The sequence below is a fragment of the Xanthomonas sp. BRIP62415 genome (assembly GCF_003993515.1).
Taxonomy (GTDB): domain Bacteria; phylum Pseudomonadota; class Gammaproteobacteria; order Xanthomonadales; family Xanthomonadaceae; genus Xanthomonas; species Xanthomonas euroxanthea.
This window is the reverse complement of the sequence record NZ_QEZH01000006.1, coordinates 268897-290643: the sequence shown is the minus strand read 5'-3', so window position 1 is coordinate 290643 and position 21747 is coordinate 268897. Positions and strand designations below refer to the sequence as shown.

18 protein-coding genes are annotated in these 21747 nt (G+C 67.3%); 3 read left to right on the top strand and 15 right to left on the bottom strand.

Annotation, left to right across the window (positions count from 1 at the left end):
• Window positions 1-38: 38 nt before the first annotated feature.
• From xerC to EO141_RS01535, 6 genes are all read right to left on the bottom strand, one after another.
• Entirely contained in the window at window positions 39-926 is an 888-nt protein-coding gene (xerC, locus tag EO141_RS01560; RefSeq protein ID WP_104649238.1) for a tyrosine recombinase XerC, read from the bottom strand.
• Window positions 927-1004: 78 nt separating this feature from the next.
• On the bottom strand, window positions 1005-1676 hold the full coding sequence (locus EO141_RS01555) for a DUF484 family protein (protein WP_164739002.1): 672 nt from the start codon (window positions 1674-1676) through the stop codon (window positions 1005-1007).
• A complete protein-coding gene (dapF, locus tag EO141_RS01550; RefSeq protein WP_127168345.1) occupies window positions 1676-2527 on the bottom strand; it encodes a diaminopimelate epimerase in 852 nt (283 codons plus the stop codon). The genes EO141_RS01555 and dapF overlap by 1 nt, the downstream gene beginning before the upstream one ends.
• Window positions 2517-2771 carry a lipoprotein gene (locus EO141_RS01545; RefSeq protein ID WP_104583750.1) on the bottom strand — a complete coding sequence of 85 codons (255 nt, stop codon included), beginning with the start codon at window positions 2769-2771 and terminating at the stop codon, window positions 2517-2519. The genes dapF and EO141_RS01545 overlap by 11 nt, the downstream gene beginning before the upstream one ends.
• Window positions 2772-2810: 39 nt before the next feature.
• A complete protein-coding gene (locus EO141_RS01540; RefSeq protein WP_104583749.1) occupies window positions 2811-3209 on the bottom strand; it encodes a YbaN family protein in 399 nt (132 codons plus the stop codon).
• Window positions 3210-3319: 110 nt separating this feature from the next.
• Window positions 3320-5434: a S9 family peptidase gene (locus EO141_RS01535; protein ID WP_164739001.1), complete on the bottom strand. Its 2115-nt coding sequence runs from the start codon at window positions 5432-5434 to the stop codon at window positions 3320-3322.
• 149 nt (window positions 5435-5583) lie between these two features.
• Here EO141_RS01535 and EO141_RS01525 point away from each other — a divergent pair, with 149 nt between their 5' ends.
• Window positions 5584-6768, top strand: coding sequence for a pyridoxal phosphate-dependent aminotransferase (locus tag EO141_RS01525; RefSeq protein ID WP_104583828.1), 1185 nt, complete (start codon window positions 5584-5586; stop codon window positions 6766-6768).
• A gap of 348 nt (window positions 6769-7116) precedes the next feature.
• Here EO141_RS01525 and EO141_RS01520 read toward each other — a convergent pair whose 3' ends face one another.
• Both EO141_RS01520 and EO141_RS01515 read right to left on the bottom strand, forming a co-directional pair.
• On the bottom strand, window positions 7117-9210 hold the full coding sequence (locus EO141_RS01520) for a prolyl oligopeptidase family serine peptidase (RefSeq protein WP_127168342.1): 2094 nt from the start codon (window positions 9208-9210) through the stop codon (window positions 7117-7119).
• A 68-nt stretch (window positions 9211-9278) separates the two neighbouring features.
• Window positions 9279-9590 (bottom strand): hypothetical protein, encoded by a 312-nt coding sequence (locus EO141_RS01515; RefSeq protein ID WP_104583827.1) that lies wholly within the window; start codon window positions 9588-9590, stop codon window positions 9279-9281.
• A gap of 308 nt (window positions 9591-9898) precedes the next feature.
• On the opposite strand from EO141_RS01515, the gene EO141_RS01510 reads away from it, so the two are divergent.
• The gene (locus tag EO141_RS01510) at window positions 9899-10468 is read left to right on the top strand and encodes a lipocalin family protein (protein ID WP_104583747.1); all 570 of its coding nucleotides are present in this window, start codon (window positions 9899-9901) and stop codon (window positions 10466-10468) included.
• Between the two features lie 7 nt (window positions 10469-10475).
• Here the strand turns inward: EO141_RS01510 and EO141_RS01505 are convergent, their stop codons facing one another.
• On the bottom strand, window positions 10476-11441 hold the full coding sequence (locus EO141_RS01505) for a YafY family protein (protein ID WP_024940221.1): 966 nt from the start codon (window positions 11439-11441) through the stop codon (window positions 10476-10478).
• Window positions 11442-11737: 296 nt separating this feature from the next.
• On the opposite strand from EO141_RS01505, the gene EO141_RS01500 reads away from it, so the two are divergent.
• Window positions 11738-12538, top strand: a complete 801-nt coding sequence (locus tag EO141_RS01500; protein WP_104583746.1) for a DUF481 domain-containing protein — start codon at window positions 11738-11740, stop codon at window positions 12536-12538.
• Window positions 12539-12879: 341 nt separating this feature from the next.
• Here EO141_RS01500 and hemC read toward each other — a convergent pair whose 3' ends face one another.
• The 6 genes from hemC to EO141_RS01465 all read right to left on the bottom strand — a co-directional run bounded on the left by hemC (window position 12880) and on the right by EO141_RS01465 (window position 21451).
• On the bottom strand, window positions 12880-13794 hold the full coding sequence (hemC, locus tag EO141_RS01495) for a hydroxymethylbilane synthase (protein ID WP_104583745.1): 915 nt from the start codon (window positions 13792-13794) through the stop codon (window positions 12880-12882).
• A gap of 113 nt (window positions 13795-13907) precedes the next feature.
• Window positions 13908-14636 (bottom strand): LytTR family DNA-binding domain-containing protein, encoded by a 729-nt coding sequence (locus tag EO141_RS01490; protein WP_164739000.1) that lies wholly within the window; start codon window positions 14634-14636, stop codon window positions 13908-13910.
• A 32-nt stretch (window positions 14637-14668) separates the two neighbouring features.
• Window positions 14669-15721: a sensor histidine kinase gene (locus EO141_RS01485; protein WP_127168340.1), complete on the bottom strand. Its 1053-nt coding sequence runs from the start codon at window positions 15719-15721 to the stop codon at window positions 14669-14671.
• Window positions 15722-15725: 4 nt separating this feature from the next.
• Window positions 15726-16394, bottom strand: a complete 669-nt coding sequence (locus EO141_RS01480) for an alpha/beta hydrolase (RefSeq protein WP_127168339.1) — start codon at window positions 16392-16394, stop codon at window positions 15726-15728.
• A 171-nt stretch (window positions 16395-16565) separates the two neighbouring features.
• A complete protein-coding gene (mdoH, locus tag EO141_RS01475; protein ID WP_104583741.1) occupies window positions 16566-18503 on the bottom strand; it encodes a glucans biosynthesis glucosyltransferase MdoH in 1938 nt (645 codons plus the stop codon).
• 1319 nt (window positions 18504-19822) lie between these two features.
• Window positions 19823-21451: a M28 family metallopeptidase gene (locus EO141_RS01465; RefSeq protein ID WP_127168379.1), complete on the bottom strand. Its 1629-nt coding sequence runs from the start codon at window positions 21449-21451 to the stop codon at window positions 19823-19825.
• Between the last annotated feature and the right edge of the window lie 296 nt (window positions 21452-21747).

Here is a 21747-nt window from a genome sequence, read left to right as displayed (position 1 = left end):
GCGCACAAGGCATCGCAACGTCAGGCGCTGCATCCCGCTTACTCGGCGGCTTTCTTGCGCTTTGCCCGCGGATGCGCGGCGTCGTAGACCTTGGCCAGATGCTGGAAATCCAGATGCGTGTAGATCTGGGTGGTGGCGATATCCGAATGCCCAAGCAACTCCTGCACGCCACGCAGGTCGCCGGAGGATTCGAGGATGTGGCTGGCAAAACTGTGCCGCAGCATATGCGGATGCACGTCCTTGAACATGCCCTGGCGTACCGCCAGTTGCTTGATGCGGATCTGCACTGCGCGTTGCGAAATGGCTCCGCCGGCGCGGCCGGGGAATACATGCGTGTCGGCACGCCCGCCGCTGTCGCGCAGCCATTGGCGCAAGGCGCCGATCGCATGCGAGCCTACCGGCACCAGGCGCTGCTTGCCGCCCTTGCCGAGCACCATCACCAACCCGCTGTCCAGATCCAGATCACGCCAGCGCAGCGCGCAAAGCTCGCTCAGGCGAAGCCCGGACGAATAGAACAGCTCCAGCAAGGCGCGATCGCGCAGGCCCAACGGCGCATCGGTCGGCACCTCGACCAGACGCACCGCCTCGTCGGCATCCAGCACCTGCGGCAACTTGCGTGGCGCCTTGGGCGCACGCAGCGCCGCGGCAGGACTGGCGGCAATGCGGCCATGCCTGAGCAACCAGGCGTAGTAACTGCGGCATGCCGACAGACGGCGCTGCAGGCTCTTGGGCGACAACCCGCGCCGGTGCTCGGCCGCGACGAATTGCCGCAACTGCGCGCTCTCCAGCTGCGCAACATCGTCGATGGCCTGTTCGCCGGCCCACCCCACCAACGCGGCGAGATCGCGCCGGTAGGCATCCAGCGTATGCGCAGACACCTGCCGCTCGACCTGCAGATACGCCAGGAAATCGTCGACCGACGCCACCTCAGACTCCTCGTTGCCACGTCATCGGCGCCGCCATCCAGCGCAGGCGGCACGCATCGGCGCAGCCCGCGCCACGCATCATGTATCGAAGCGCTGCAACGCCACGCTCAAGGACTCGCCCATCATGCGCAGGAACAAGGTGCCCATGCCGGGATAGAAGCGGTTGGCGTCGCTGCTGCCGACCGCAATCAGGCCGATGCCGGGCAACGGCAGCAGCGCGGTGGATTGCACGTCGGCGGCCTGGCCGGCATACAGCAGCGCATGTTTTTCCGTCTGCAGGCGGCCGCAGATCGGCTCGCCGTCGCCCAGGCAATCGCGGAACGGGGCAAGCCGCGCATCATCGGCGGCAATGACCTGCAGCCAGTCGGCCTCCAGGCCGGCAACCGGCTTGAGCAACACCAGCCGTACCAGTTCGCCGTTGAAATCCTCCGCCAGCGAGGCGGCCATTGCCTTGAGCGTGTCGGCCGCGCTGGTCTGCCGCATCAGCGCCAGGGTCAGTTGATGCGTGCGTACAGCCAGGCGCTCGTTGTCCTGCGCGTTGTGGCCAAGCTCGTGCAGGCGCCGCGACAGCTCGCGATTCTTGTCGCGCAGTACTTCCAGCTGGTAGGTGGCCAGCGACGCGGTCGGGCCGTCGTCGCGCGGCACCAGCAGGCTCACCGCCAGGTCCGGGAACTGCTTGAGGAAGGTCGGATGGCGCCGCAACCAGGTTGCCACGTCGTGCGCGCCGAATTTGTCCGTGTTCTCGCTCATCAGTTCCACTCTCCATCGAAGACGAACACGGCCGGACCGGACATCACCACCTGCTGTTGATCGCCATCCCAGCGGATGCGCAGTTCGCCACCGGGCAAGGACACCTGCACGTCGCGCTCGACACGGCCACGCTGCATCAGCACCACCGCCGCCGCGCATGCGCCGCTGCCGCAGGCCAGGGTTTCGCCGACACCGCGCTCGAACACGCGCAGGCGCACGTGCGTGGGGTCGACAACCTGCACGAAGCCGACGTTGACCGAATCGGGGAACGCGGCGTTCTGCTGCAGCGAGGCACCGACGCGCTCCACTGGCGCCGCATCCACCCGCCCCACTTCCAGTACCGCATGCGGATTGCCCATCGACACCGCGCCAAAGCGCACGGTTTCGCCATGCACCGGCAGCGCGTATTCCTCGCGCGCGCGCGCAAAGCCGGCCAGCGGGATCTGTGTGGGCTCGAATTGCGGCACGCCCATCGCCACCGCGTAGGTGCCGGGGTCCAGACGTTGCACGCGGTGGGAGGTGAACGGGCTATCGATGACGAAATCATCGCCCTGCGCAGTGCCGTCGCGCACCAGCCAGGCCGCCACGCAACGCGCGCCGTTGCCGCATTGGCGCGCGGCCGTGCCGTCGGAATTCCAGATGCCGTAAGCGGCCACCGCCTCGCTGCTGCGCGGAGGCTCGATGGTCAGGATCTGGTCGCAGCCCACGCCGAAATGGCGGTCGGCCAGATGTGCAGCCAGCACGGCATCCGGCGGCGGCGTGCCGTCGCGCAGGTCCAGCACCACGAAATCGTTGCCGGCGCCATGCATCTTGGTGAAACGCAGGCGCCCGCTGCGACCGTCAGCGCTCATTGCCGCTGCTAGCGGGCTGGTCGGTGGTGGGCGCGGGCTGCGGATCGGTGTTCACCGGCGCAGGTGCCGGGTTCGACTCGTCCAGTGGTTGCGGCGCGTCCGGCGGCTGCGGCACGGGCTGGGCTTCCACCGGCACCGGCTTCTGCGGCATCACCAGCGGGCCCTTGTTGCCGCAGGCGGCAAGCAGGACAAAGGTCGCACCAACCAGTGCGAGGCGAACGGATGGTCGGGACAGAAGGCTCATGCGTCGAAGTATAGCCAGAACACCCTGACTGACGTGTGCTCAGCGCGGCGCGGAGATCGCGCGCGGTGGCGGCTCGGGGCGCAGCCACAACCAGATCGCCACCACCGCCATGCTGCCGATCGACACGCACTTGACCCAGAACACCGGCACGCACCACAGCATGATGGCGGCGCACACGCTCATGGTGAGCGTGGCCATCCACTTGGCCTTGCGGCTGACTGCACGATAGGTCTGCCACTCGACGATCGCCGGGCCGAAGCGCGGGTGCGAGAGCAGCCAGGTGTGCAGGCGCTCGGAGCCGTGCGAGGCGGCCCAGGCGGAAATCAGGATGAACACGGTCGTCGGCAGGCCGGGCACGAAGATACCGACGATGCCGGTCGCCAGGCTGGCGTAGGCCAGCAACCACCAGGCCCAGCGGAATCGAGTCGGTCGCGTCATGGGTAAATGATACGGCCAGTGAGCGTTGAGGTGGCCCGGGAGTTGGCGTTAGACCCTGCCACCTGCTCTTACCAATCCCAACTCCCGACTCCCCAATCCCCGCCCCTCAACTACCTGACCCCAAGCTGCTCCAGCACAAACGCATACGACTCGGCGAGCTCGCGGTAGCGGCGGAAACGACCTGACTTGCCGCCATGGCCGGCTTCCATGTTGGTGCGGAAGACGATCGGCTGGGTGCCGGTGTTGTCGTCGCGCAGCTTGGCCACCCACTTGGCGGGCTCCCAGTACTGCACCTGCGAATCCCACAGGCCGGTGCCGACGAACAAGGCCGGATAGGCCTGCCTGGTCACGTTGTCGTACGGGGAGTAGGACAGCATGTAGTCGTAATAGGTCTTCTTTTCCGGGTTGCCCCACTCGTCGTATTCGTTGGTGGTCAGCGGGATGCTGGCATCGAGCATGGTGGTGACCACATCGACGAACGGCACCTGCGCCACCATCACGCGGTAGTCCTGCGGGGCCATGTTGGCCACCGCGCCCATCAGCAATCCACCGGCGCTGCCGCCGGAGGCGGCGACGCGATCCTTGGCGGCATAGCCCTGTTCCACCAGGCCGCGGGTGACGTCGATGAAATCGGTGAAGGTGTTCTTCTTGTGCAGCAGCTTGCCGTCGTCGTACCACTGGCGGCCCATTTCCTGGCCGCCGCGGATGTGCGCGATGGCATACACCACGCCACGGTCCAGCAGGCTGATCGCCGGCAGGTTGAAGGCCGGGTCCATCGACATGCCGTAGCTGCCGTAGGCGTACTGGAACAACGCCGCACTGCCGTCCTTCTTGAAGCCCTGCTTGTACACCAGCGACACCGGCACCTTGACGCCGTCGCGCGCGGTCACCCAGACGCGCTCGGTGACGTACTTGCCGGCGTCGTAACCGATCACCGGCTGCTGCTTGAGCAACTTGCGCTCGCCGGTCTGCGTATTGAGTTCGTACGTCGTGGCCGGCGTGGTCAGTGAGGTGTAGCTGTAACGCAACCATGCGGTGTCCGGCTCGGAATTGATCGCCAAGCCCATCGAATACGCAGGCTCATCGGCCTTGACGTACTCCTGGCTGCCGTCGCGCTTGAGCAGGCGCACGCGTTCCAGGCCGCCGGAGCGCTCCTCAACCGCGGTGAAGCCATCGAACAGCTCGAAATTCTCGATGTAGACCTTGTCATCGTGCGCCACCCAGTCGGTCCACTGCTTGCGCGTGGTCGCGTCGGTAGGTGCGGTCACCAGCTTGAAATTCTTGGCACCATCGGCATTGGTGCGGATCACCCAGCGGCCGTCGAAATGCTCGGGGTGATATTCGACATCGCGCTGGCGCTTGGCCAGCAGCGTGAACCGCTCCGGATTGTCGGCCGGCGCGTAACGCGTCTCCGACGACACCGTGCTTTCCACGCCGATGGTGATGTACTTGTCGTCGCGGGTACGGCCGATGCCCATGTAGAAGCTGTCGTCCTTCTCCTCGTAGACCAGCACGTCGTCCTTGGCGGGCGTGCCCAGCACGTGCTTCTTCACGCGCACGGTGAGCAGCGTTTCCGGATCGTTTTCGACATAGAACAGGGTCTTGTTGTCGTCGGCCCAGACCACGTTGGGCGAGACGCCTTCTACCGTGTCCGGATAGATCTCGCCGGTGTCCAGGTTCTTGAAGCGGATCGTGTACTGGCGGCGGCCCACCGCATCGTCGGCCCAGGCCAGGATGCGATTGTCCTGGCTGACCTCCGCATCGCCGACGCTGAAGTACCCCTTGCCCTGCGCCATCTGGTTGACGTCGAGCAGGATCTGTTCCGGCGCCTCCATGCTGCCCTTGCGGCGCGCCTGGATCGGGTAGTCCTTGCCGGCCTCGAAGCGTGTGTAATACCAGTAGCCACGCTCGCGATACGGCACGCTGGCGTCGTCCTGCTTGATGCGCCCGACGATCTCGGTGTACAGCGTGTCTTCCAGCGGCTTGAGCGGCGCCATCACCGTGTCGGTGTAGGCGTTCTCGGCATTGAGATAGGCCAGCATCGCCTTGTCCTCACGCTTGTCGTCGCGCAACCAGTAATAGTCGTCATCACGGGTGGCACCGAACGGGGCCTTGACCACATGCGGACGCTTGGCCACGTCCGGCGGCGATGGCAGAGCTGCGAGGGCGGAAGGAACAGATGTGGTCATCAGGCTGGCGATCAGAAAAGAGAGGACAGGCTTCATCAGATTGGGGTCCGTTGGATGAACGCAATGCCATCCCAGCGCCCGAGTGTAGAAGAGACCGGCGCGCAGCGTCATGTGCCAGGGGGCTGGTAGCGCGCTTTCCCGCGCAGTAACAAATCCCGTGCCGCCGCTGGTCTACCATCATGGCGATGGATACCACGCCTCCGCACTTCTCCGGTTACAGCCGCCGCAGCCAGGACATCGCCCCGTTTCATGTGATGGCGCTGCTGGCGCGCGCCAATGCGCTGGAACAGGCCGGCCACGATGTGATCCACCTGGAGATCGGCGAGCCGGACTTCACCACCGCCGCACCGATCGTCGCGGCCGGACAGGCCGCACTGGCGGCGGGACACACCCGCTACACCGCTGCACGTGGCCTGCCCGCGCTGCGTGCCGCCATCGCCGGCTTCTATGCGCAGCGTTATGGCTGTGATCTCGACCCGGAACGGATCCTGGTCACGCCGGGCGGCTCCGGTGCATTGCTGCTGGCCAGCAGCCTGCTGGTCGACCCGGACAAACACTGGCTGCTCGCCGACCCCGGCTATCCGTGCAACCGGCACTTCCTGCGCCTGGTCGAAGGCGCCGCGCAATTGGTGCCGGTCGGCGCAGACACCGATTACCAACTGACGCCTGGCCTGGTCGAGGCCTGCTGGAACGCCGGCAGCGTCGGCGCACTGGTCGCCTCGCCCGCAAACCCCACCGGCAGCGTGCTGTCGCGCGCGCAACTGGCCGGCCTGTCGCAGGCGCTGCATGCACGTGGCGGGCATCTGGTGGTGGACGAGATCTACCACGGCCTGACCTATGGCATGGACGCGCACAGCGTGCTGGAAGTGGACGACAGCGCCTTCGTGCTGAACAGTTTCTCCAAGTACTTCGGCATGACCGGCTGGCGCCTGGGCTGGTTGATCGCCCCTCCGGCGGCGGTGCCCGAGCTGGAAAAACTCGCGCAGAACCTCTACATCAGCGCCTCCACCATCGCCCAGCACGCCGCGCTTGCCTGCTTCACGCCCGAGAGCATCGCCATCTTCGAAGCCCGCCGCGCCGAGTTCCGGCAACGCCGCGACTATCTGCTGCCGGCGCTACGCCAGCTCGGCTTCGACATCGCCGTCGAACCGCAGGGCGCGTTCTACCTCTACGCCGACATCAGCGCATTCTCGGACGATGCCCAGGCCTTCTGCGCGCACTTCCTGGAAACCGAGCATGTCGCCTTCACCCCCGGCATCGACTTCGGCGTCCACCGCGCCAACCAGCACGTGCGCATCGCCTATACGCAAAGCCTGCCGCGGCTGGAGCAGGCGGTGGCGCGGATTGCGCGTGGGTTGCAAGGCCTTTGATCAGACGGCCGGCAGTGCGCACTGATCCTCTCTCCGGGTAGCGCCTGGCCCTAGCCGCAGGTTCACTGCGCCGATGGAAACAGCCATGACTGCTGCTGGCCGCTGTTTTTGCACTGCTGTTTGCGGGCTGGCCTCGCGCTGAAGCGAGGCCAGCACCGCAGCCGCGCCTGGCAGTACGTGCGCCCCGTCCCGGCGTCGCCGGTTGCGTGCGCACGTACCCTCATCCGCCCTTCGGGCACCTCCCGGCGGGAGAAGGAAAAAAAGCCCTGGCCACTTGGCCCAGGGCTTCTTCAAGGCACCGCATGAGCAACGCGATCGCGTTACCGACTGCGTTCGATCAACGCCTGATCAATCGGCCAGTCGCTCCCACAGGAAGCTGTAGGCCAGCGCCGCCATGTGCGCTGCCTGCGCGTTGTTGGCTGCGCCGCCGTGGCCGCCTTCGATGTTCTCGTAGTAGGTCACGTCCTTGCCCGCCTCGATCATCTTGGCGGCCATCTTGCGCGCGTGGCCCGGATGCACGCGGTCGTCGCGGGTGGAGGTGAGGAAGATCACCGGCGGATAGGTCTTCTTCGGATCGAACAGGTGATATGGCGAGAAGGTCTGGATGAATTTCCAGTCGTCGGTGTCCGGGTTGCCGTATTCGGCCATCCACGAGGCACCGGCCAGCAGATGGCTGTAGCGCTTCATGTCCAGCAGCGGCACCTGCACCACCACCGCGCCGAACAGCTCCGGATACTGGGTCAGCATGTTGCCGGTCATCAGGCCGCCATTGCTGCCGCCCTGCACGCCCAGGTGCCTGGTCGAGGTGATCTTGCGCGCGACCAGATCCTTTGCCACCGCGGCCATGTCTTCATAGGCCTTGTGGCGGTTCTGCTTGAGCGCGGCCTGGTGCCAGCGCGGACCGTATTCGCCGCCGCCGCGGATGTTGGCCACCACGTAGACGCCACCCTTTTCCAGCCAGGCGCGGCCCAGTCCGCCGGAGTAATTCGGCGTCATCGAGATCTCGAAACCGCCGTAGCCGTACAGCAGGGTCGGCGCGCTGCCATCGAGCGTCAACGCCTTGGGCCGCACCAGGAAATACGGCACGCGGGTGCCGTCCTTGCTGGTGGCGAAGTGCTGCTCGATGCTGTCCTTGCCGGCATCGAAGAACGCCGGCATGGACTTGAGCGGCTGCGGCGCGCTGCCCACCTCCACCCACGACAAGGTGGTCGGGGTCAGGTAGTCGGTGACGGTCAACCACAGCGCGTCGCTGTCGTCGCTGTCCACCGCGCCGACATCGACGGTACCGAATGCCGGCGCACCGACGAAGGCGCTCTTCTTCCAGCCATCCTGCGTGGGCGTGATCACGCTCAGGCGGTTCTTGACGTCTTCCAGCACGTTCAATACCAGGTGCGACTTCGTCCACGCCGTGCCAGCCAGCGACGTGCTGTCGGTGGGCTCGAACAGCACATCGAAGCTGCGCTTGCCGGCCATGAAGTCGTCAAACCGCGTCGCCAGCAACGAGCCGGCCTTGTAGGTCTTGCCGCCCACGGTCCACGGGTCGCGCAGCTCCAGGGTCAGCCATTGCCGCTTGACCGACTTGCTGGCCGAGTTGGGGGCGTCCACCTTGACCAGCTTGCCGTCGGCACCCTTGAGGTACAGCTCCTCGTTGTAGAAGGCCAGCGTGCGGCTGACGAAATCGCGCTCGAAGCCGGGCGTGTCGTCATGCATCGCCGCGATGTACATGTCGGTGGGCTTACCCTCGTACACCACCGTGGCGGCGCTGAGCGGGGTGCCGCGTTTCCATTGCTTGGCGATGCGTGGATAGCCGGAGCTGGTCATCGTGCCGGCACCGAAATCGGTGAACACGTAGACGGTGTCCTGGTCGATCCAGCCCAGCCCGCCCTTGGATTCGGGACGGAAGAAGCCGTCCTTGACCCACTGCTTGCCGGCCAGGTCGAACTCGCGGGTGACATCGGCATCGGCGCCGCCGCGCGACAGCGCGATCAGGCAGCGCTGGTAGTCCGGGCGCAGGCAGTCGGCACCGTGCCAGACCCAGTTCTCGCCTTCGGCCTTGTTGAGCGCATCCAGGTCCAGCACCGTTTCCCACTTGGGCGCCGGCTTGCGGTATTCGTCCAGCGTGGTGCGCCGCCACAGGCCGCGCTCGTGCTGCTTGTCCTTCCAGAAGTTGTAGTAGTACTCGCCGATCTTCTGCACGCCCGGGATCTTGGCATCCGAATCCAGCACCTCGCGGATGCTGGTTTCCATCTGCTTGAAGGCCGGCGTGGCGGCCAGGCGCGCCTCGGTCTTGGCGTTCTGGGCCTTGACCCAGTCCAGCGACTTGGCACCGGAGACTTCTTCCAGCCAGGCGTAGGGATCGTTGGACACGGCGGTTTCCTCTGCAGAGACGGCGCCAGCGGTGATCAGACCGGCAACCAGGCAGATCGAGGCGAGTTTGGACATGAATGTTTCCGGGAGAACGAACGCCGGGAACGTAGCATAGCCCTCCGCCCGCCCGACCCTGCCGAAGGTCAGGCCGCGCGCACCTGTGTCGCCGCACGCGACGTGCTGCGTCGGCGTTGCGCCTGCGGCCCGCGCCGACGTGGCGCGCCGCGTCGCGCACCGGGCCGCGCCAGGGTCGGCAGCGCGAACCGGTGCAGGCTCCACCAGGCCAGCATCGGCATGCCGACCAGCCACAGCGGCAGCCAGCCGATCCATTCGCTGTGGCCGCGCGCGGCCGGCCATACCAGCACCAGGGCCAGGCCGGCCAGGGCGATCTGCCGGACCGGGCGCAGCACGCGCGGGTCGGGACGTTCGGAACGACGGGAAGGACGAATCGACATGGCGGCACTCCGTGGCAGGAAGGATCGGAACAGGCCGGCAGGATTGCCTGCGCCCATCTCACCGGCTGCGACCTGGCCGCGAAACCAGCAAAAGCTCCGGCACCAAGGCGCTCCGGCACGGCCGCAGCGGCGCTCCCGGCAACGCGACCAGCACCGCCAGGCCGCCAGCGGCACCCTCTTCCGTACCCAGACCCAGTCCCCGGATGCCGCGCCTGAGACAGCCGCGTGCGCCAGACCCGACCGTTGACGCGAACTTGCCCCCTGCATGCGGTAGTGTGCTGCTCCAACTGCCCCTTTGTGATGTTGCGATGCGCCTGACCGTTACGATCGCCCTCGCTTTTCTGTTCGTCCTCGGCCTGCCCGTGGCATCCGCCAAGGACACGCCTGCCAGCGAGCCGGCAGTCGATCTGTCCAAGATCATGGGCACCTGGTACGTGATTGCGCGTATGCCCAACCCGGTGGAGCGTGGCCACGTCACCAGCCGCGACGAGTACACCCTGGTCGAAGACGGCAAGGTGGCGGTGCGCTATCTGTACCGCGAAGGCTTCGGCGAGCCGGAAAAGGAGGTCAACGCGCGCGCCTCGGTGGACGCCGAGAGCGGCAACCGCGATTGGCGGGTGTGGTTCTACAAGGTCATTCCGGCCAAGCAGCGCATCCTGGAAATCGCGCCGGACGGCTCATGGATGCTGATTTCCTATCCCGGCCGCGACCTGGCCTGGATCTTCGCGCGCAAGCCGGACATGAGCCGCGACCAGTACCGCAAGCTGGTCGACAAGATGCGCGACGACTATTCCATCTACACCGACAAGCTCAAGCGCGTGCCGCAGTTGCGCGAGCAGGTGGACCGCCTGGGTTTTGAAGTGCCAAGCAAGCGCTGACGCACGCTCAGTCGTAGTTGCTCAATGCCAGCGATAGCAGCGCCTTGGCCTGCTCGCGCAGCGAGACCGGCTCGACGATCTCCGCATCCGAGCCGTAATGCAGCACGTCCATCAGCAGCTCGCGCGAGTTGCTATAGGGCACCTTGAGCTCATAACGGCCATCGGCCAGAAAGCGGCCCTGCTGCTTGGAGTGCCAATGCTCGTCGGCAACCCAGCGCGCGGCCTTGGCACTGAACACGATGGTGGCCCAGCCCTTTGGCGCGCCGGAAAAGATGCCGTAGCTGGCCGCCAGCTGCTCGTCCAGCTCACTGTCGGGCACATCGCGCGGCACGCTCTCGAGCAGCCGCGCGTGGTTGATGCGGTCCACCGCAAAGCTGCGCACGCCATCGCGGCCGTGGTCCCAGGCGTCCAGGTACCAGTTGTCGCGGTAGTGGGTGATGCGCTGCGGAGACACGGTGCGCTTGGTCGATTCGTCGGTGGAACGGGCGCGATAGTCGAAGCTCAGCTGCTTGCGCTCCAGCACACCCGAGGCGACGGTGCGGAAGCTGGCCTCGTCCAGCTTGCGGCCGCGGTGCGGAATCACCCGCACCCGGTCCACCGGCCATTGCGACACACCGGCCTGGGCGGCCAGCAACCCTTCGATGCGTTGCTGCAGCGGCGCCAGCATCGAGGACAACACCCCGCCGCCGGTGCGCGCCAGCAATTGCTGGGATGCCAGCAGCGCGTGCAGCTCCTCCGAACTCAGCCACAGGCCAGGCAGCTCGAAGCGATCGCTTTCGCCAGAGAGATAACGGAACCCCGATTCGCCGTCGCCTTCCACCGGCGCCATCAGCGCATCGCGCAGGAACGCCAGATCGCGGTACACGGTTGCGCGGGAACAGCTCAGCTCATCCTGCAGCCGCGCCACCGTGACCGGGTAGCGTGCCGACTTGAGCAAGCGATGCAGGGAATTGATGCGTTCGTAGCGGTCCATGCGTCGATTATGTCCGAGTCTTTGCGTGGCGGGGTGAGCGTCGCTGTCTATCGGCAATCATGCCCGCATCGACGCCGCCGCGGCGGTGCCCCCGTGGCCGGCGCGTTCGCCTGTGCTGCGCGCGGGCCGGATCTGCCTGCGAGGTGCGCGACCGGGCCAGTCGCTGCCGTTTCGGAGCCGGCGCCCCAACCTCTTCTGAAGCGTAGCGTTCACTCGCTCATGACGCAGCCGCTCAGTCCGTTATCATGAAATCGCTTCCACCCTTCTTCGTCCCTGACCTCCAAAGCGAGCCGCCCATGTCCCGCCGTGCCCCGTTGTCTGCCCTGCTGCCCCTGTTGTTGATCACGCCCACCGTCTGGGCCCAGGCAGTTGCACCGGCACCGGCGGACCCCGCTGCCGCCGTGATGCCGTCGCCGTGGAGCGGGAGCAGTGGCGAGCTTGGCTACGCCGCCGCCCATGGCAACAGCACCACCGACAGCCTCAACGGCCGGGTCCGCTTGCGCTACACCGACGGCGACTGGATCCATAGCCTGGATGCCACCGCACTGCGCTCCAGCTCCGAGTACACCAATACCAACGACGACGGCAGCACCTCGCGCGAACGCCAGACCACGGCCGAGCGTTACACCGGCAGCGCCGGCAGCGCGCTGCAGCTGGGCGAACACCGCCAGCTCACCGCCACCGGCCGCTACGAACACGACGACTTTGCCACCTACGACCGCCTGGCCACCTTCGGTATCGGTTACGGCACGCGCCTGATCGATGCCGAGCGCTTCTATCTGGATGCGCAGATCGGCCCGGGTATCCGGCGCGCGCACAACAGCGACGAAGACCGCAACGAGACCGGCCTGATCGGGCGCGGGCTGTTCGACCTCAAGTACACCGTCACCGACAACACCGACCTGATCAACACGCTGCTGGTGGAATCGGGCGAATACAACACCTACGCGCAGAACGATTTCGGCGTGCAGGTCAGCATGAACTCGCACTTCGCGCTCAAGGCCGCCTGGCAGATGCGCCACAACAGCGAGGTCAGCGACGGCGACAAGAAGACCGACACGCTGACCACGGTGAACCTGGTCTACACGTTCAAATAAACAACCGCGCCCCGTAGGAGCGGACCTGGCCGCGAAGGGCTTCACCGGTAAAGCCTCTCGCGGCCGGGGCCGCTCCTACGAAGAGCGGTGCCTTTGGCGGACAGGCCGCGACGCGGCGGTCGATCGATCGGTCCCACGTTCGAATACGCAACCGCGCCCTGTAGGAGCGGACCTGGCCGCGAAGGGCTTTCCCGGTAGAGCCCCTCGCGGCCGGGGCCGCTCCTACGAGGAGCGGGCGTTGCGTGAGGCGGTACTGCCTGCTTGGCGGCGAGGGCTGGACTTGCACCTGCCGCCGCATCGATGCCGACTGCGTTACAGGTACAGGTGACGCGGCGGCGTGTTTACAGCTCGGCCAGCAGCTGCGCGGCGCCCTTGTCGAACAGGCCTTGCGCGACCAGGCGGCCCAGTGCCTCGGTGTCGTCGGCGCTGCCGTGCGCCTCGGCGTGGATCAGGCGTCCGTCGCTGGCGCTGCCGACCATGCCCTGCAGGAACAGGCCCTGCCCCTCCCAACGCGCGAACGCCGCCACCGGTACGTGGCAGCTGCCGTGCAGCGCGCGATTCATTGCCCGCTCCGCTTCCACGCAGGCGCGCGTGCGGCCGGCATCCAGCACCGCCAGCAGCCCGTGGATGCGCGCATCGTCACCACGGCATTCCACCGCCACCGCACCCTGGGCCGGCGCCGGCAACCAGTCGGGGACGTCCAGGCGCGCGGTGATGCGTGCATCCAGGCCCAGCCGCTGCAGGCCGGCGCAGGCCAGCACGATGGCGTCGTAGCCACCGTTGTCGAGCTTGGCCAGGCGGGTGTTGACGTTGCCACGCAGGTCGATCAATTCCAGATCCGGGCGCGCGGCGCGCAACTGCGCCTGTCGCCGCAGGGAGGACGTACCCACGCGCGCGCCCAGCGGCAGCGCCTGCAAGCTGGCGTAGAGGTTGGACACCAGCGCATCGGCCGCATCGCCGCGCTCCATGATCGCCGGCAGCACGAAGGGCGCGTCCAGCTCCATCGGCACGTCCTTGAGCGAATGCACCGCGCAATCGGCCTCGCCGCGCAACATCGCCAGCTCCAGCTCCTTCAGGAACAGGCCCTTGCCGCCGATCGCGGCCAGCGAGCGGTCCAGCACCTCATCGCCACGGGTGCTCATCGGCACCAGCGCGACCTCCAGCCCCGGGTGGTGCTGGCGCAGCGCGGTGGCGACGTGTTCGCTCTGCCAAAGGGCGAGCGGGCTCTTACGGGTAGCGATGCGGAGCGTGGTCATCGGGCCATTATCACGGACCGGGCGCGGAACTCCTACCTGGGCCGCACGCCGGCGCCCGCAACACCGCGCCGCCGACCGGCCAATGCACCCGGCCACACCCGGCATGCCGCGCGCTAGCGCAACTGCTCGCGCAGGCTGGCCACGCAGCGGCGGCTCACTTCCAGTGGGTGCGGCACGTTGCGCAGCACCGCATGCACCTGGCCATCGCCGCTGCGGCGCAGCTCCACCAGCTCGGCGCGCGCGACCAGGCAATTGCGGTGGATGCGTACCAGGCGATCGGCAAACTCGTCTTCCAGCGATTTGAGCGACTCTTCGATCAGGTCCTCGCCACGGCTGTGGTGGACGATGACGTATTTTTCCTCGGCCTGCAGGTAGCGGATATCGCCGATGGCGATCAGCCGCAGGCTGCCGCGCAGGCGTGCGCACAGGTGTGTGCGCGGCGGCGGCGCGGCGCTGGGCGCACGCCCGGCCAGAAAGGTGGCCACCTTTTCCAGCGCGGCGGCCAGGCGTTCGGGGCGCACCGGTTTCATCAGGTAATCCAGCGCGGCGGCATCGAAGGCCGACAGCGCATGCTGGTCGTAGGCGGTGCAGAACACCACCGCCGGCTGCGGCTGGTTCTGGCGCAGCAGGCGCGCGGTTTCCAGGCCGTCGACGCCGGGCATGGCGATGTCCAGCAGCACCAGATCCGGATGCAGGTGGTGGCACTGCTGCAGCACCTGCTGGCCGTTTTCGGCCTCGCCGATCACCTCGACGTGCGGATGTTCACCCAGCAGCATGCGCAGGCGCTCGCGCGCCAGCGGCTCGTCATCGGCGATCAGCACCCGCACTTGCGTGGCCGTCATGGACATCCCCCTTCGCTGCAGCGACTCCCCCGTCACGGCAGCGGCAATGTGATCTCACACGCATAGTAGCCCTCGGCCCAGCTGGCCGCCATCCGTGCCCCGGCACCGAACTGGAATGCCAGCCGGTGCGAGATGCTGGCCTGGGCGTGGCCGGCACCGGCCACCAGCGGCAACTGGGTGCCCGGCTGCGGGGCGGGATTGACGATACGGATCTGCAACTGGTTGTCGCGCTGGCGCAGCGACAGGTACAGCGTGCCGCCCTCGGGCATGCGCGAGACGCCATGCAGCACGGCGTTTTCCACCAGCGGCTGCAGCACCAGGCGCGGCATCGGCAGCTCCCATGGCAACGGCTCCTGCCGATGCCAGCGCACCTGCAAGCGTTCGCCCAGGCGCAGTGATTCGATCGCCAGATAGCGCTCGGCCAGTTCGCATTCGGCGCGCAAGCTGGACACGCCTTCGCCGGCACCGAGCGCGGCACGGAACAGGTCCGACAGATCCAGCACCGCCTGTTCGGCCACCGCCGGGTCGCGGCGCAACAGGCTGGCGATGAGATTCATGCTGTTGAACAGGAAATGCGGGCGGATGCGCGCCTGCAAGGCATCGGCCTGGGCACGCGCATTGGCCTGCACCTGTGCTTCCCAACGGTCGCTGACGTAGAAGTAGCGCAGCGCCAGCGCGGTGATCAGCACCACGGTCGCCGCGCTGCCCAGGGTGAAGCGCCAGAAGCCGACCAAGGGGCCAAGCGGGGCCTGGTCGAGCGCCGCATACAGGGCATGCACGATGCCGGCACCTAGCATGGCCACCACCGCGGCGATCGACAGCGCGGCCAGCGCGCCCACGCGTGGCGGCAGCCGCGACAACGACGGCCGCAGCACGCACAGCAGCACGCTGACCGCCAGCGCCAGCCACAGCGCCAGGCCGCTGGCCGAGACAAAGCGCGACACGGTGATAGTGCGCGCAGCACCGGCGTCGGGCACCAGGGTCACCACCAGCACCACCAGTTCGGCCAGGCCCAGCATGGCGCCCAACCGTGGCAGCCGGCACAGGTCCGGCATCCAGGCGATCTGGGGCGCGTGCTGGGCCATGGCCTCAGGCGGCGGTGAAGCGCGCCTGCATCCAGTTGCGCAAGGCCTCGATCTCTTCCAGGCAGACCTGGTGACCCATCGGGTAGGTGTGCCAGTCCAGTTCGAACCCGAGCGTGCGCAGGGTCTGCATGCTGGCCTGGCCGGCGCCGAACGGCACCACCGGATCGGCCGTGCCGTGGGCCATGAACACCGGTTGGCGGGAGGCAGCCGGCTGCAGCTGGCTGGCGGCCGCCGCCGAGTCCGGCAGGTAGGTGGACAGGGCGATCAACCCGGCCAGCGGCACGCGGCGCTGCAGCCCGACCGCAAGGGTCACCGCGCCGCCTTGCGAGAACCCGGCCAGCAGCATGCGCTCGGGGGCGATGCCGCGGGATTGCTCATGGGCGATCAACGCCTCGACCTGGGCCACCGATTCGGCAATGCCGGCCTTGTCGGCACGCGTGGCGAAATCCATGCCGACAATGTCGTACCAGCCGCGCATGCGCACGCCGTTGTTGATGGTGATCGGGCGGACCGGCGCATGCGGAAACACGAAGCGCAGCGCCGGCCACTGCGGGCGCACCAGCTCCGGCACCATCGGGGCGAAGTCACTGCCATCGGCGCCCAGGCCGTGCAGCCACAGCACGGTCCATTGCGGGTTCGGTCCGGTCTCGCGTTCGATCACTTCCAGCATCATCCAGCTCCGCTTGCGGGCTGGGCATTATGCCTTGCGCCATCGGCCGGGCCGCTCACGGAGCGGCCAAGCGACATGCGCGTGACCCGGGTCGCCACTGTCGCGGCCTGCCTGGCAGGACAGGCGGGTAGCTCACGCTGCGCATGGCCATACCGCCATGCGCCCGGCAGGCGCTCAGATCAGCGACGGCTCCAGCGCGGCGGCGCGGCGCAGCTCGGCCGCTCGCACCAGCACCTTGGGCGGATCGAGCTCTTCGGGAATGCAGAAGATGCCGGCGCGGCGCAGGCCCAGGCCGGTGCGACGCAACGAGGTCAACGCCACCACCGGGATCGACACCGCCATGCCCACGATCACCGGCGCCATCCAGGCTGCCAGCGACGGCGACACGGTATAGGCTACCGCCCCCATGAACAGGCCGAACACGGTCAGCCCGCCGTAGCTGCGCAACAGCGCCGGCCACGACAGCTTGCCGTCGTCGCGCACCTGCGCATCCCACCCCGAATCCTTGCCGGCCAGCACTTCGAACACGCCGCGCGACTGCAGGTACATCACCACCGGCGCCATCAGGGCCGCCAGCACGGTTTCCAGCAGGATGCTCAGCAGCGCGCGGATCGCGCCGCCGCAGGCGCGCAGCTCGCGCGGGTTGAGCAGCAATGCGATGTAGCCGAGCAACTTGGGCGCCAACAGCACGAACATGGTGCAGACAAAGATCCAGATCGCATTGCCCTGGCTGCTGCCATGCCAGTAGCGGGCAGGCGAGAACGGCAGGTCGCCGGCCAGATCGATGCCGCCACCGGCCAGCGGAATGCCGATGCCGATCAGCATCAGCAGGCCCCACATCGGCGCGGTGAAGTAATGCCCAATGCCGATCAGCATGTGCATGCGGCTGACCCAGTGCAGGCCCTTGGCGCCGACCACCTTGGCGTGCTGCAGGTTGCCCTGGCACCAGCGGCGGTCGCGGATCAACAGGTCGGTCAGCGTGGGCGGGCCTTCTTCGTAGCTGCCCTGCAGGTAGGGCACCATGTGCATGGCCCAGCCGCCGCGCCGCATCAGCGCCGCCTCGACGAAATCGTGGCTGAGCACATGGCCGCCGAACGGCTTGCGCCCGCGCAGCGACGGCAGCCCGGCGTGGTCGGCAAAGGCCTGGGTGCGGATGATGGCGTTGTGGCCCCAGTAATTGCTCTCGGCACCGTGCCACCAGGCCACGCCGAAGGCGATGATCGGCCCGTACACGCGCCCACCGAACTGCTGCATGCGGGCGAACAGGGTCTGCCCGTTGACCACCGCCGGCAGGGTCTGGATCAGGCCCACGTCCGGATTGTTTTCCATGCCGGCGACCAGCCGCACGATGGTGTCACCGGTCATCACGCTGTCGGCGTCCAGGATCAGCATCTGCGGGTAGTTGCCGCCGAAACGGCGCACCCAGTCGGCGACATTGCCGGCCTTGCGCGCGGCATTGTCGGCGCGGCGACGGTAGAAGATGCGCCCGTGTCCGCCGACGCGATCGCACAGCTCGTTGTAGACCAGTTCCTCGGCAGCGCCGATGTGTTCGCGGGTGGTGTCGCTGAGCACGAAGAAGTCGAAATGCTCCAGCTGGCCGGTCTCGGCCACCGATTCGTAGATCGCCTGCAGGCCGGCGAGCAGCCGGCGCGGGTCCTCGTTATAGGTCGGCATCAGCAACGCGGTGCGCGTGTGCAGGGTCGGCAGCGGAGCGTCCGGGTCGATGCCGAGCTTGCGTCCGGCGCGCGCCACCACGGTGACGAAGCCGGCCACCGCGCTGGCGAAGGACATCGCGATCCAGGCAAACAGCAGCACGAACAGGCCGAGCAGGCAGCCTTCCAGCACGCTCAGGCCATCGGGCCACAGCACGCTCAACATCACCCAGACCGCCACCGCAGTGGTGGCGACGGTGCCGCCAATCAGATAGAAACGCCGCAGGCCGATGCCGACCGGCGCGGTGCGCTGATGCGGCACCTGCAGGCGGCCTTCGCGCAGGGATTGCTCGGGCATGGCCAGCGGCGCTTCCGGTGGCAGCGTGGGCTGACCGGCGTCGAGGGCGGAAACGGGGGGAAGATCGGTTGGTGCGGGGGAAAGAGTCACTGTGCCGTCCATCAAGGCTGCCCGCCGCACGATCGCGGCAGTGTGGGCTGAAGCGGAAGATCCCTACCCGCTACGCGTGGCGCCGCCGTCGCATGCACCCTGGTCCGGGCAGGCCCGGCGGTGCGCGACCACGACGCAGAATTAGCAGCTCTAAGACCACTCCGATGCACAAGCTCTCCTGGCTGCGACGATGACGCCGCGGCTCATCTTAAAGAATCGACCGTTAAAGGAAACGAAGGCCGCGCTGCAGTCTTCGCCCCACCTGACGAGGACCGCGCGGCAGACTACGCCGCAGCGACCGAACGCTACCCCAACAGATTGCAGTCTGGCACGCGTGCCGTCACGGGCGTCAAACCACGCTGTCGTGTCAGACAAATGCAATAGATGTGCCAGGAGGCGCAATCGGTTGTAGCGACAGCCTGCCGGCGCTGGCGATCGCGGCGATGACGTTGACCGGATTGCGACGGCAGGCGCGCACCATGGGATCCCGAAATCAGCGTTATAGGCCCCGCGCCGACCTTGGTTTTGGTCAGGGACGATGCGTTCCGCACCCTGTAACCGCTTCAAGACAACCGGGATTCTCGCGTCGGTGCTGCATCTAGATGCAGTCAGAAAGCCAGGTCAAACGCCTGGCGCGTCGAGGGCGCGGCGCCCTCACCGCTCGCGGGACACGCCGTGAACCCATCCCTGGGGGCTCGGTGGCGGCCTCCAGGCCGCCACACGGTCCCGCGAACGGCGAGGACACCGCACCAGAGAGTTGACCGGCTGTTTTCTTGAAAGCGTGTTGCTCGACATGCGGTGAGCAGACGAGACATTTGCAGGTTGCGTGTTGGAAGCCTGTCTGCCGCTCGGCTTGCACGGGGCACTGATCGGACGCAACGTGATTCGAACAACGCACGCCATGCCCTGCTTGCACCACGCACACCGCCATCTCGACTGGTCCTTGCCCGCCCACCGTCGCGGGACCTTGAGCGGCATGGATGCCGCGCCAGAGCCTACAAGGACGTACTTGCGGCGTGTCCTGCGATGGTGGGCGGGCAAGGGCCCGGCAGCCAACCCGCGGCTCCGCCGCTCTGGCGCCCTCACCGCACGCCGATGCGCTGGCATTGGCATGAGAACCAGGCCACTTGTCAGCCGCTTTGCAAAACGACGCATGCATGGCACCCAGGGCCTGCCTGGACAACGCAGGCTCACCGCCTTGAAGCAACTGACAAGACCCCCGAGCACCAGGCACGTGGCTTGAGCCGGATGGCGGCATGCACACGGGGCACATGCCGCATCGGGCAACAGCGACGCCGCTGATGGAAGCGCCGTCGCCGCGTCAGCCGGTCCTACTTGCGCGCCGCCTCGCTGGCATCGCGGGTGGCGCGGAACTCCGAATCATTGCTCCAGTTCGGCCACTGGCGCGAATCGGCCAGCTGCTGGCCCAGCGCGTACAGCACGCCCAGGTCACGCGCCGCACCGGCAAAGGTCCAGTCCGGCTTCCACTCATCGCCCTGCTGGTGATAGCGCTTGGCGGTGTAGTCGTCGGAGGCGGCCTTGCCTGCGGCCACGCCGCCCACTTCCCAATCCTGCCCGGCCGCATACGACAGCGCCGGCACGCCCCGCTTGGCGAAGGAGAAATGATCCGAGCGGAAGAAGTACCCCGCCTGCGGCTTGGGATCGGGCGTGTAGCGCAGCTTCCACTGGCCGGCGACGGTCTTGAGCTGATCGAGCAACTGGAGTTTTGCGGTGCCGTAGATGCCGAAATCGCGCGACGGCACGAACGGGCTCATACCGTCCATGTTGATCACCGCCACCGTGGTGTCCAGCGGGTACAGCGGCTTGGAGGCGTAGAACTCCGAGCCCAGCAGGCCCTTTTCTTCGGCGGTGACGGCCAGGAACACCACCGAGCGCTGCGGCTTGGGGCCGGCGGCAAAGCCGCGCGCCAGTTCCAGCAGTGCGGCCGTGCCGCTGGCGTTATCCAGCGCGCCGTTGAAGATGGTGTCGCCGCGTGCGTCCGGCTTGCCCACGCCGATGTGGTCCCAATGCGCGCTGTAGATCAGCGTTTCATCCGGATGCGTGCTGCCATCCAGCCGCGCCACCACGTTGTGCGAGGTGATCACATCGGATTTGACCTGGTAGCTGGCGCTCAACCCCTGGCCCTTGAGTTCCACCGGCTTGAAGCCGCGCGTCTGCGCCTGCTTCTTCAAGGTGTCGAAATCCAGCCCGGCCTGCTTGAACAGGTCGGCGGCCAGGTCGCGCTGGATCCAGCCTTCCAGGGTGGGATGCGCGGCGCGCGGGTTGTCGCGCACCACATCGAACATGGTGTTGGTGTTGGAGCTGGCCACCGTGTCCCAGCCGTAGGAGGCGGGCGCGGTTTCGTGCACCACCAGCACGCCGAGCGCGCCCTGGCGTGCGCCTTCTTCGTACTTGTAGGTCCAGCGGCCGTAGTAGGTCATGCCGGCGCCGTCGAAGGCGCCCTTGCCGGTTTCGAAATCCGGGTCGTTGATCAGCACCACCGCGATCTTGCCTTTCAGGTCCACGCCCTTGAAGTCGTCCCAGTCGCGCTCCGGCGCCTTGACGCCGTAGCCGACGAACACCAGCGGTGCGTTGGCGATGTCGACCTTGGACGAGCCGTCCAGCGCGGCGCGGATGGCGATCTGCTTGCCCTGGGTCAGCGCCTGCGGCTTGCCGGCATGCTGCAGGGCGATGGTCGGGGTGCCGACGATATCGGCGCGGCGCAGCGGCACCGCCTGGGTCCAGGCGCGCTTGCCGTCGCGCAGATCGCCGCCCGGTTGCAGGCCGGCAGCGGCGAACTGCTTGCTCAGGTAGGCGATGGTCTTTTCTTCGCCGGCAGTGGCCGGGCCGCGGCCTTCGTAGGCATCGGAGGCCAGCTCCTTGACGTCGCGCGAGATGCGCGCGCCATCGAAGGTCGGCGTGGCCGCCATCAGTGCGGTCGAGACCGCCATCGCCAACATTCCCATTGCAACGCGTTTGGTAACAACTCGCTTCACTGCAGCACCCAGGTAGTGTCCGAACAGCCCTGGAGTGTAGCCACTGCGGCGTTCAATCGGGTGTGCACGGCGGACACCGATGCGCGACGACGTGCAGTGGCAGCGACGCAGCACTGATCGACATGGCCAGGTGGCGATGCCATGTGACGATGCTGCCACCGACGCGCGGCCTGCGCTGTGCGGGCGCGTCATGGCGCCGGGTGGCGTCCAGCCGCCGCATGCCGCGGCGGCCAACACTGCAGCGCTGCCGCCGGCGAGCG

Coding starts and splice junctions, on each gene's coding strand:
- EO141_RS01555 (WP_164739002.1), bottom strand. CDS start 1,676: ATGAGCGAGAACACGGACAAATTCGGCGCGCACGACGTGGCAACCTGG.
- dapF (WP_127168345.1), bottom strand. CDS start 2,527: ATGAGCGCTGACGGTCGCAGCGGGCGCCTGCGTTTCACCAAGATGCAT.
- EO141_RS01545 (WP_104583750.1), bottom strand. CDS start 2,771: ATGAGCCTTCTGTCCCGACCATCCGTTCGCCTCGCACTGGTTGGTGCG.
- EO141_RS01540 (WP_104583749.1), bottom strand. CDS start 3,209: ATGACGCGACCGACTCGATTCCGCTGGGCCTGGTGGTTGCTGGCCTAC.
- EO141_RS01535 (WP_164739001.1), bottom strand. CDS start 5,434: ATGAAGCCTGTCCTCTCTTTTCTGATCGCCAGCCTGATGACCACATCT.
- EO141_RS01525 (WP_104583828.1), top strand. CDS start 5,584: ATGGATACCACGCCTCCGCACTTCTCCGGTTACAGCCGCCGCAGCCAG.
- EO141_RS01520 (WP_127168342.1), bottom strand. CDS start 9,210: ATGTCCAAACTCGCCTCGATCTGCCTGGTTGCCGGTCTGATCACCGCT.
- EO141_RS01515 (WP_104583827.1), bottom strand. CDS start 9,590: ATGTCGATTCGTCCTTCCCGTCGTTCCGAACGTCCCGACCCGCGCGTG.
- EO141_RS01510 (WP_104583747.1), top strand. CDS start 9,899: ATGCGCCTGACCGTTACGATCGCCCTCGCTTTTCTGTTCGTCCTCGGC.
- EO141_RS01505 (WP_024940221.1), bottom strand. CDS start 11,441: ATGGACCGCTACGAACGCATCAATTCCCTGCATCGCTTGCTCAAGTCG.
- EO141_RS01500 (WP_104583746.1), top strand. CDS start 11,738: ATGTCCCGCCGTGCCCCGTTGTCTGCCCTGCTGCCCCTGTTGTTGATC.
- hemC (WP_104583745.1), bottom strand. CDS start 13,794: ATGACCACGCTCCGCATCGCTACCCGTAAGAGCCCGCTCGCCCTTTGG.
- EO141_RS01490 (WP_164739000.1), bottom strand. CDS start 14,636: ATGACGGCCACGCAAGTGCGGGTGCTGATCGCCGATGACGAGCCGCTG.
- EO141_RS01485 (WP_127168340.1), bottom strand. CDS start 15,721: ATGGCCCAGCACGCGCCCCAGATCGCCTGGATGCCGGACCTGTGCCGG.
- EO141_RS01480 (WP_127168339.1), bottom strand. CDS start 16,394: ATGATGCTGGAAGTGATCGAACGCGAGACCGGACCGAACCCGCAATGG.
- mdoH (WP_104583741.1), bottom strand. CDS start 18,503: ATGGACGGCACAGTGACTCTTTCCCCCGCACCAACCGATCTTCCCCCC.
- EO141_RS01465 (WP_127168379.1), bottom strand. CDS start 21,451: ATGTTGGCGATGGCGGTCTCGACCGCACTGATGGCGGCCACGCCGACC.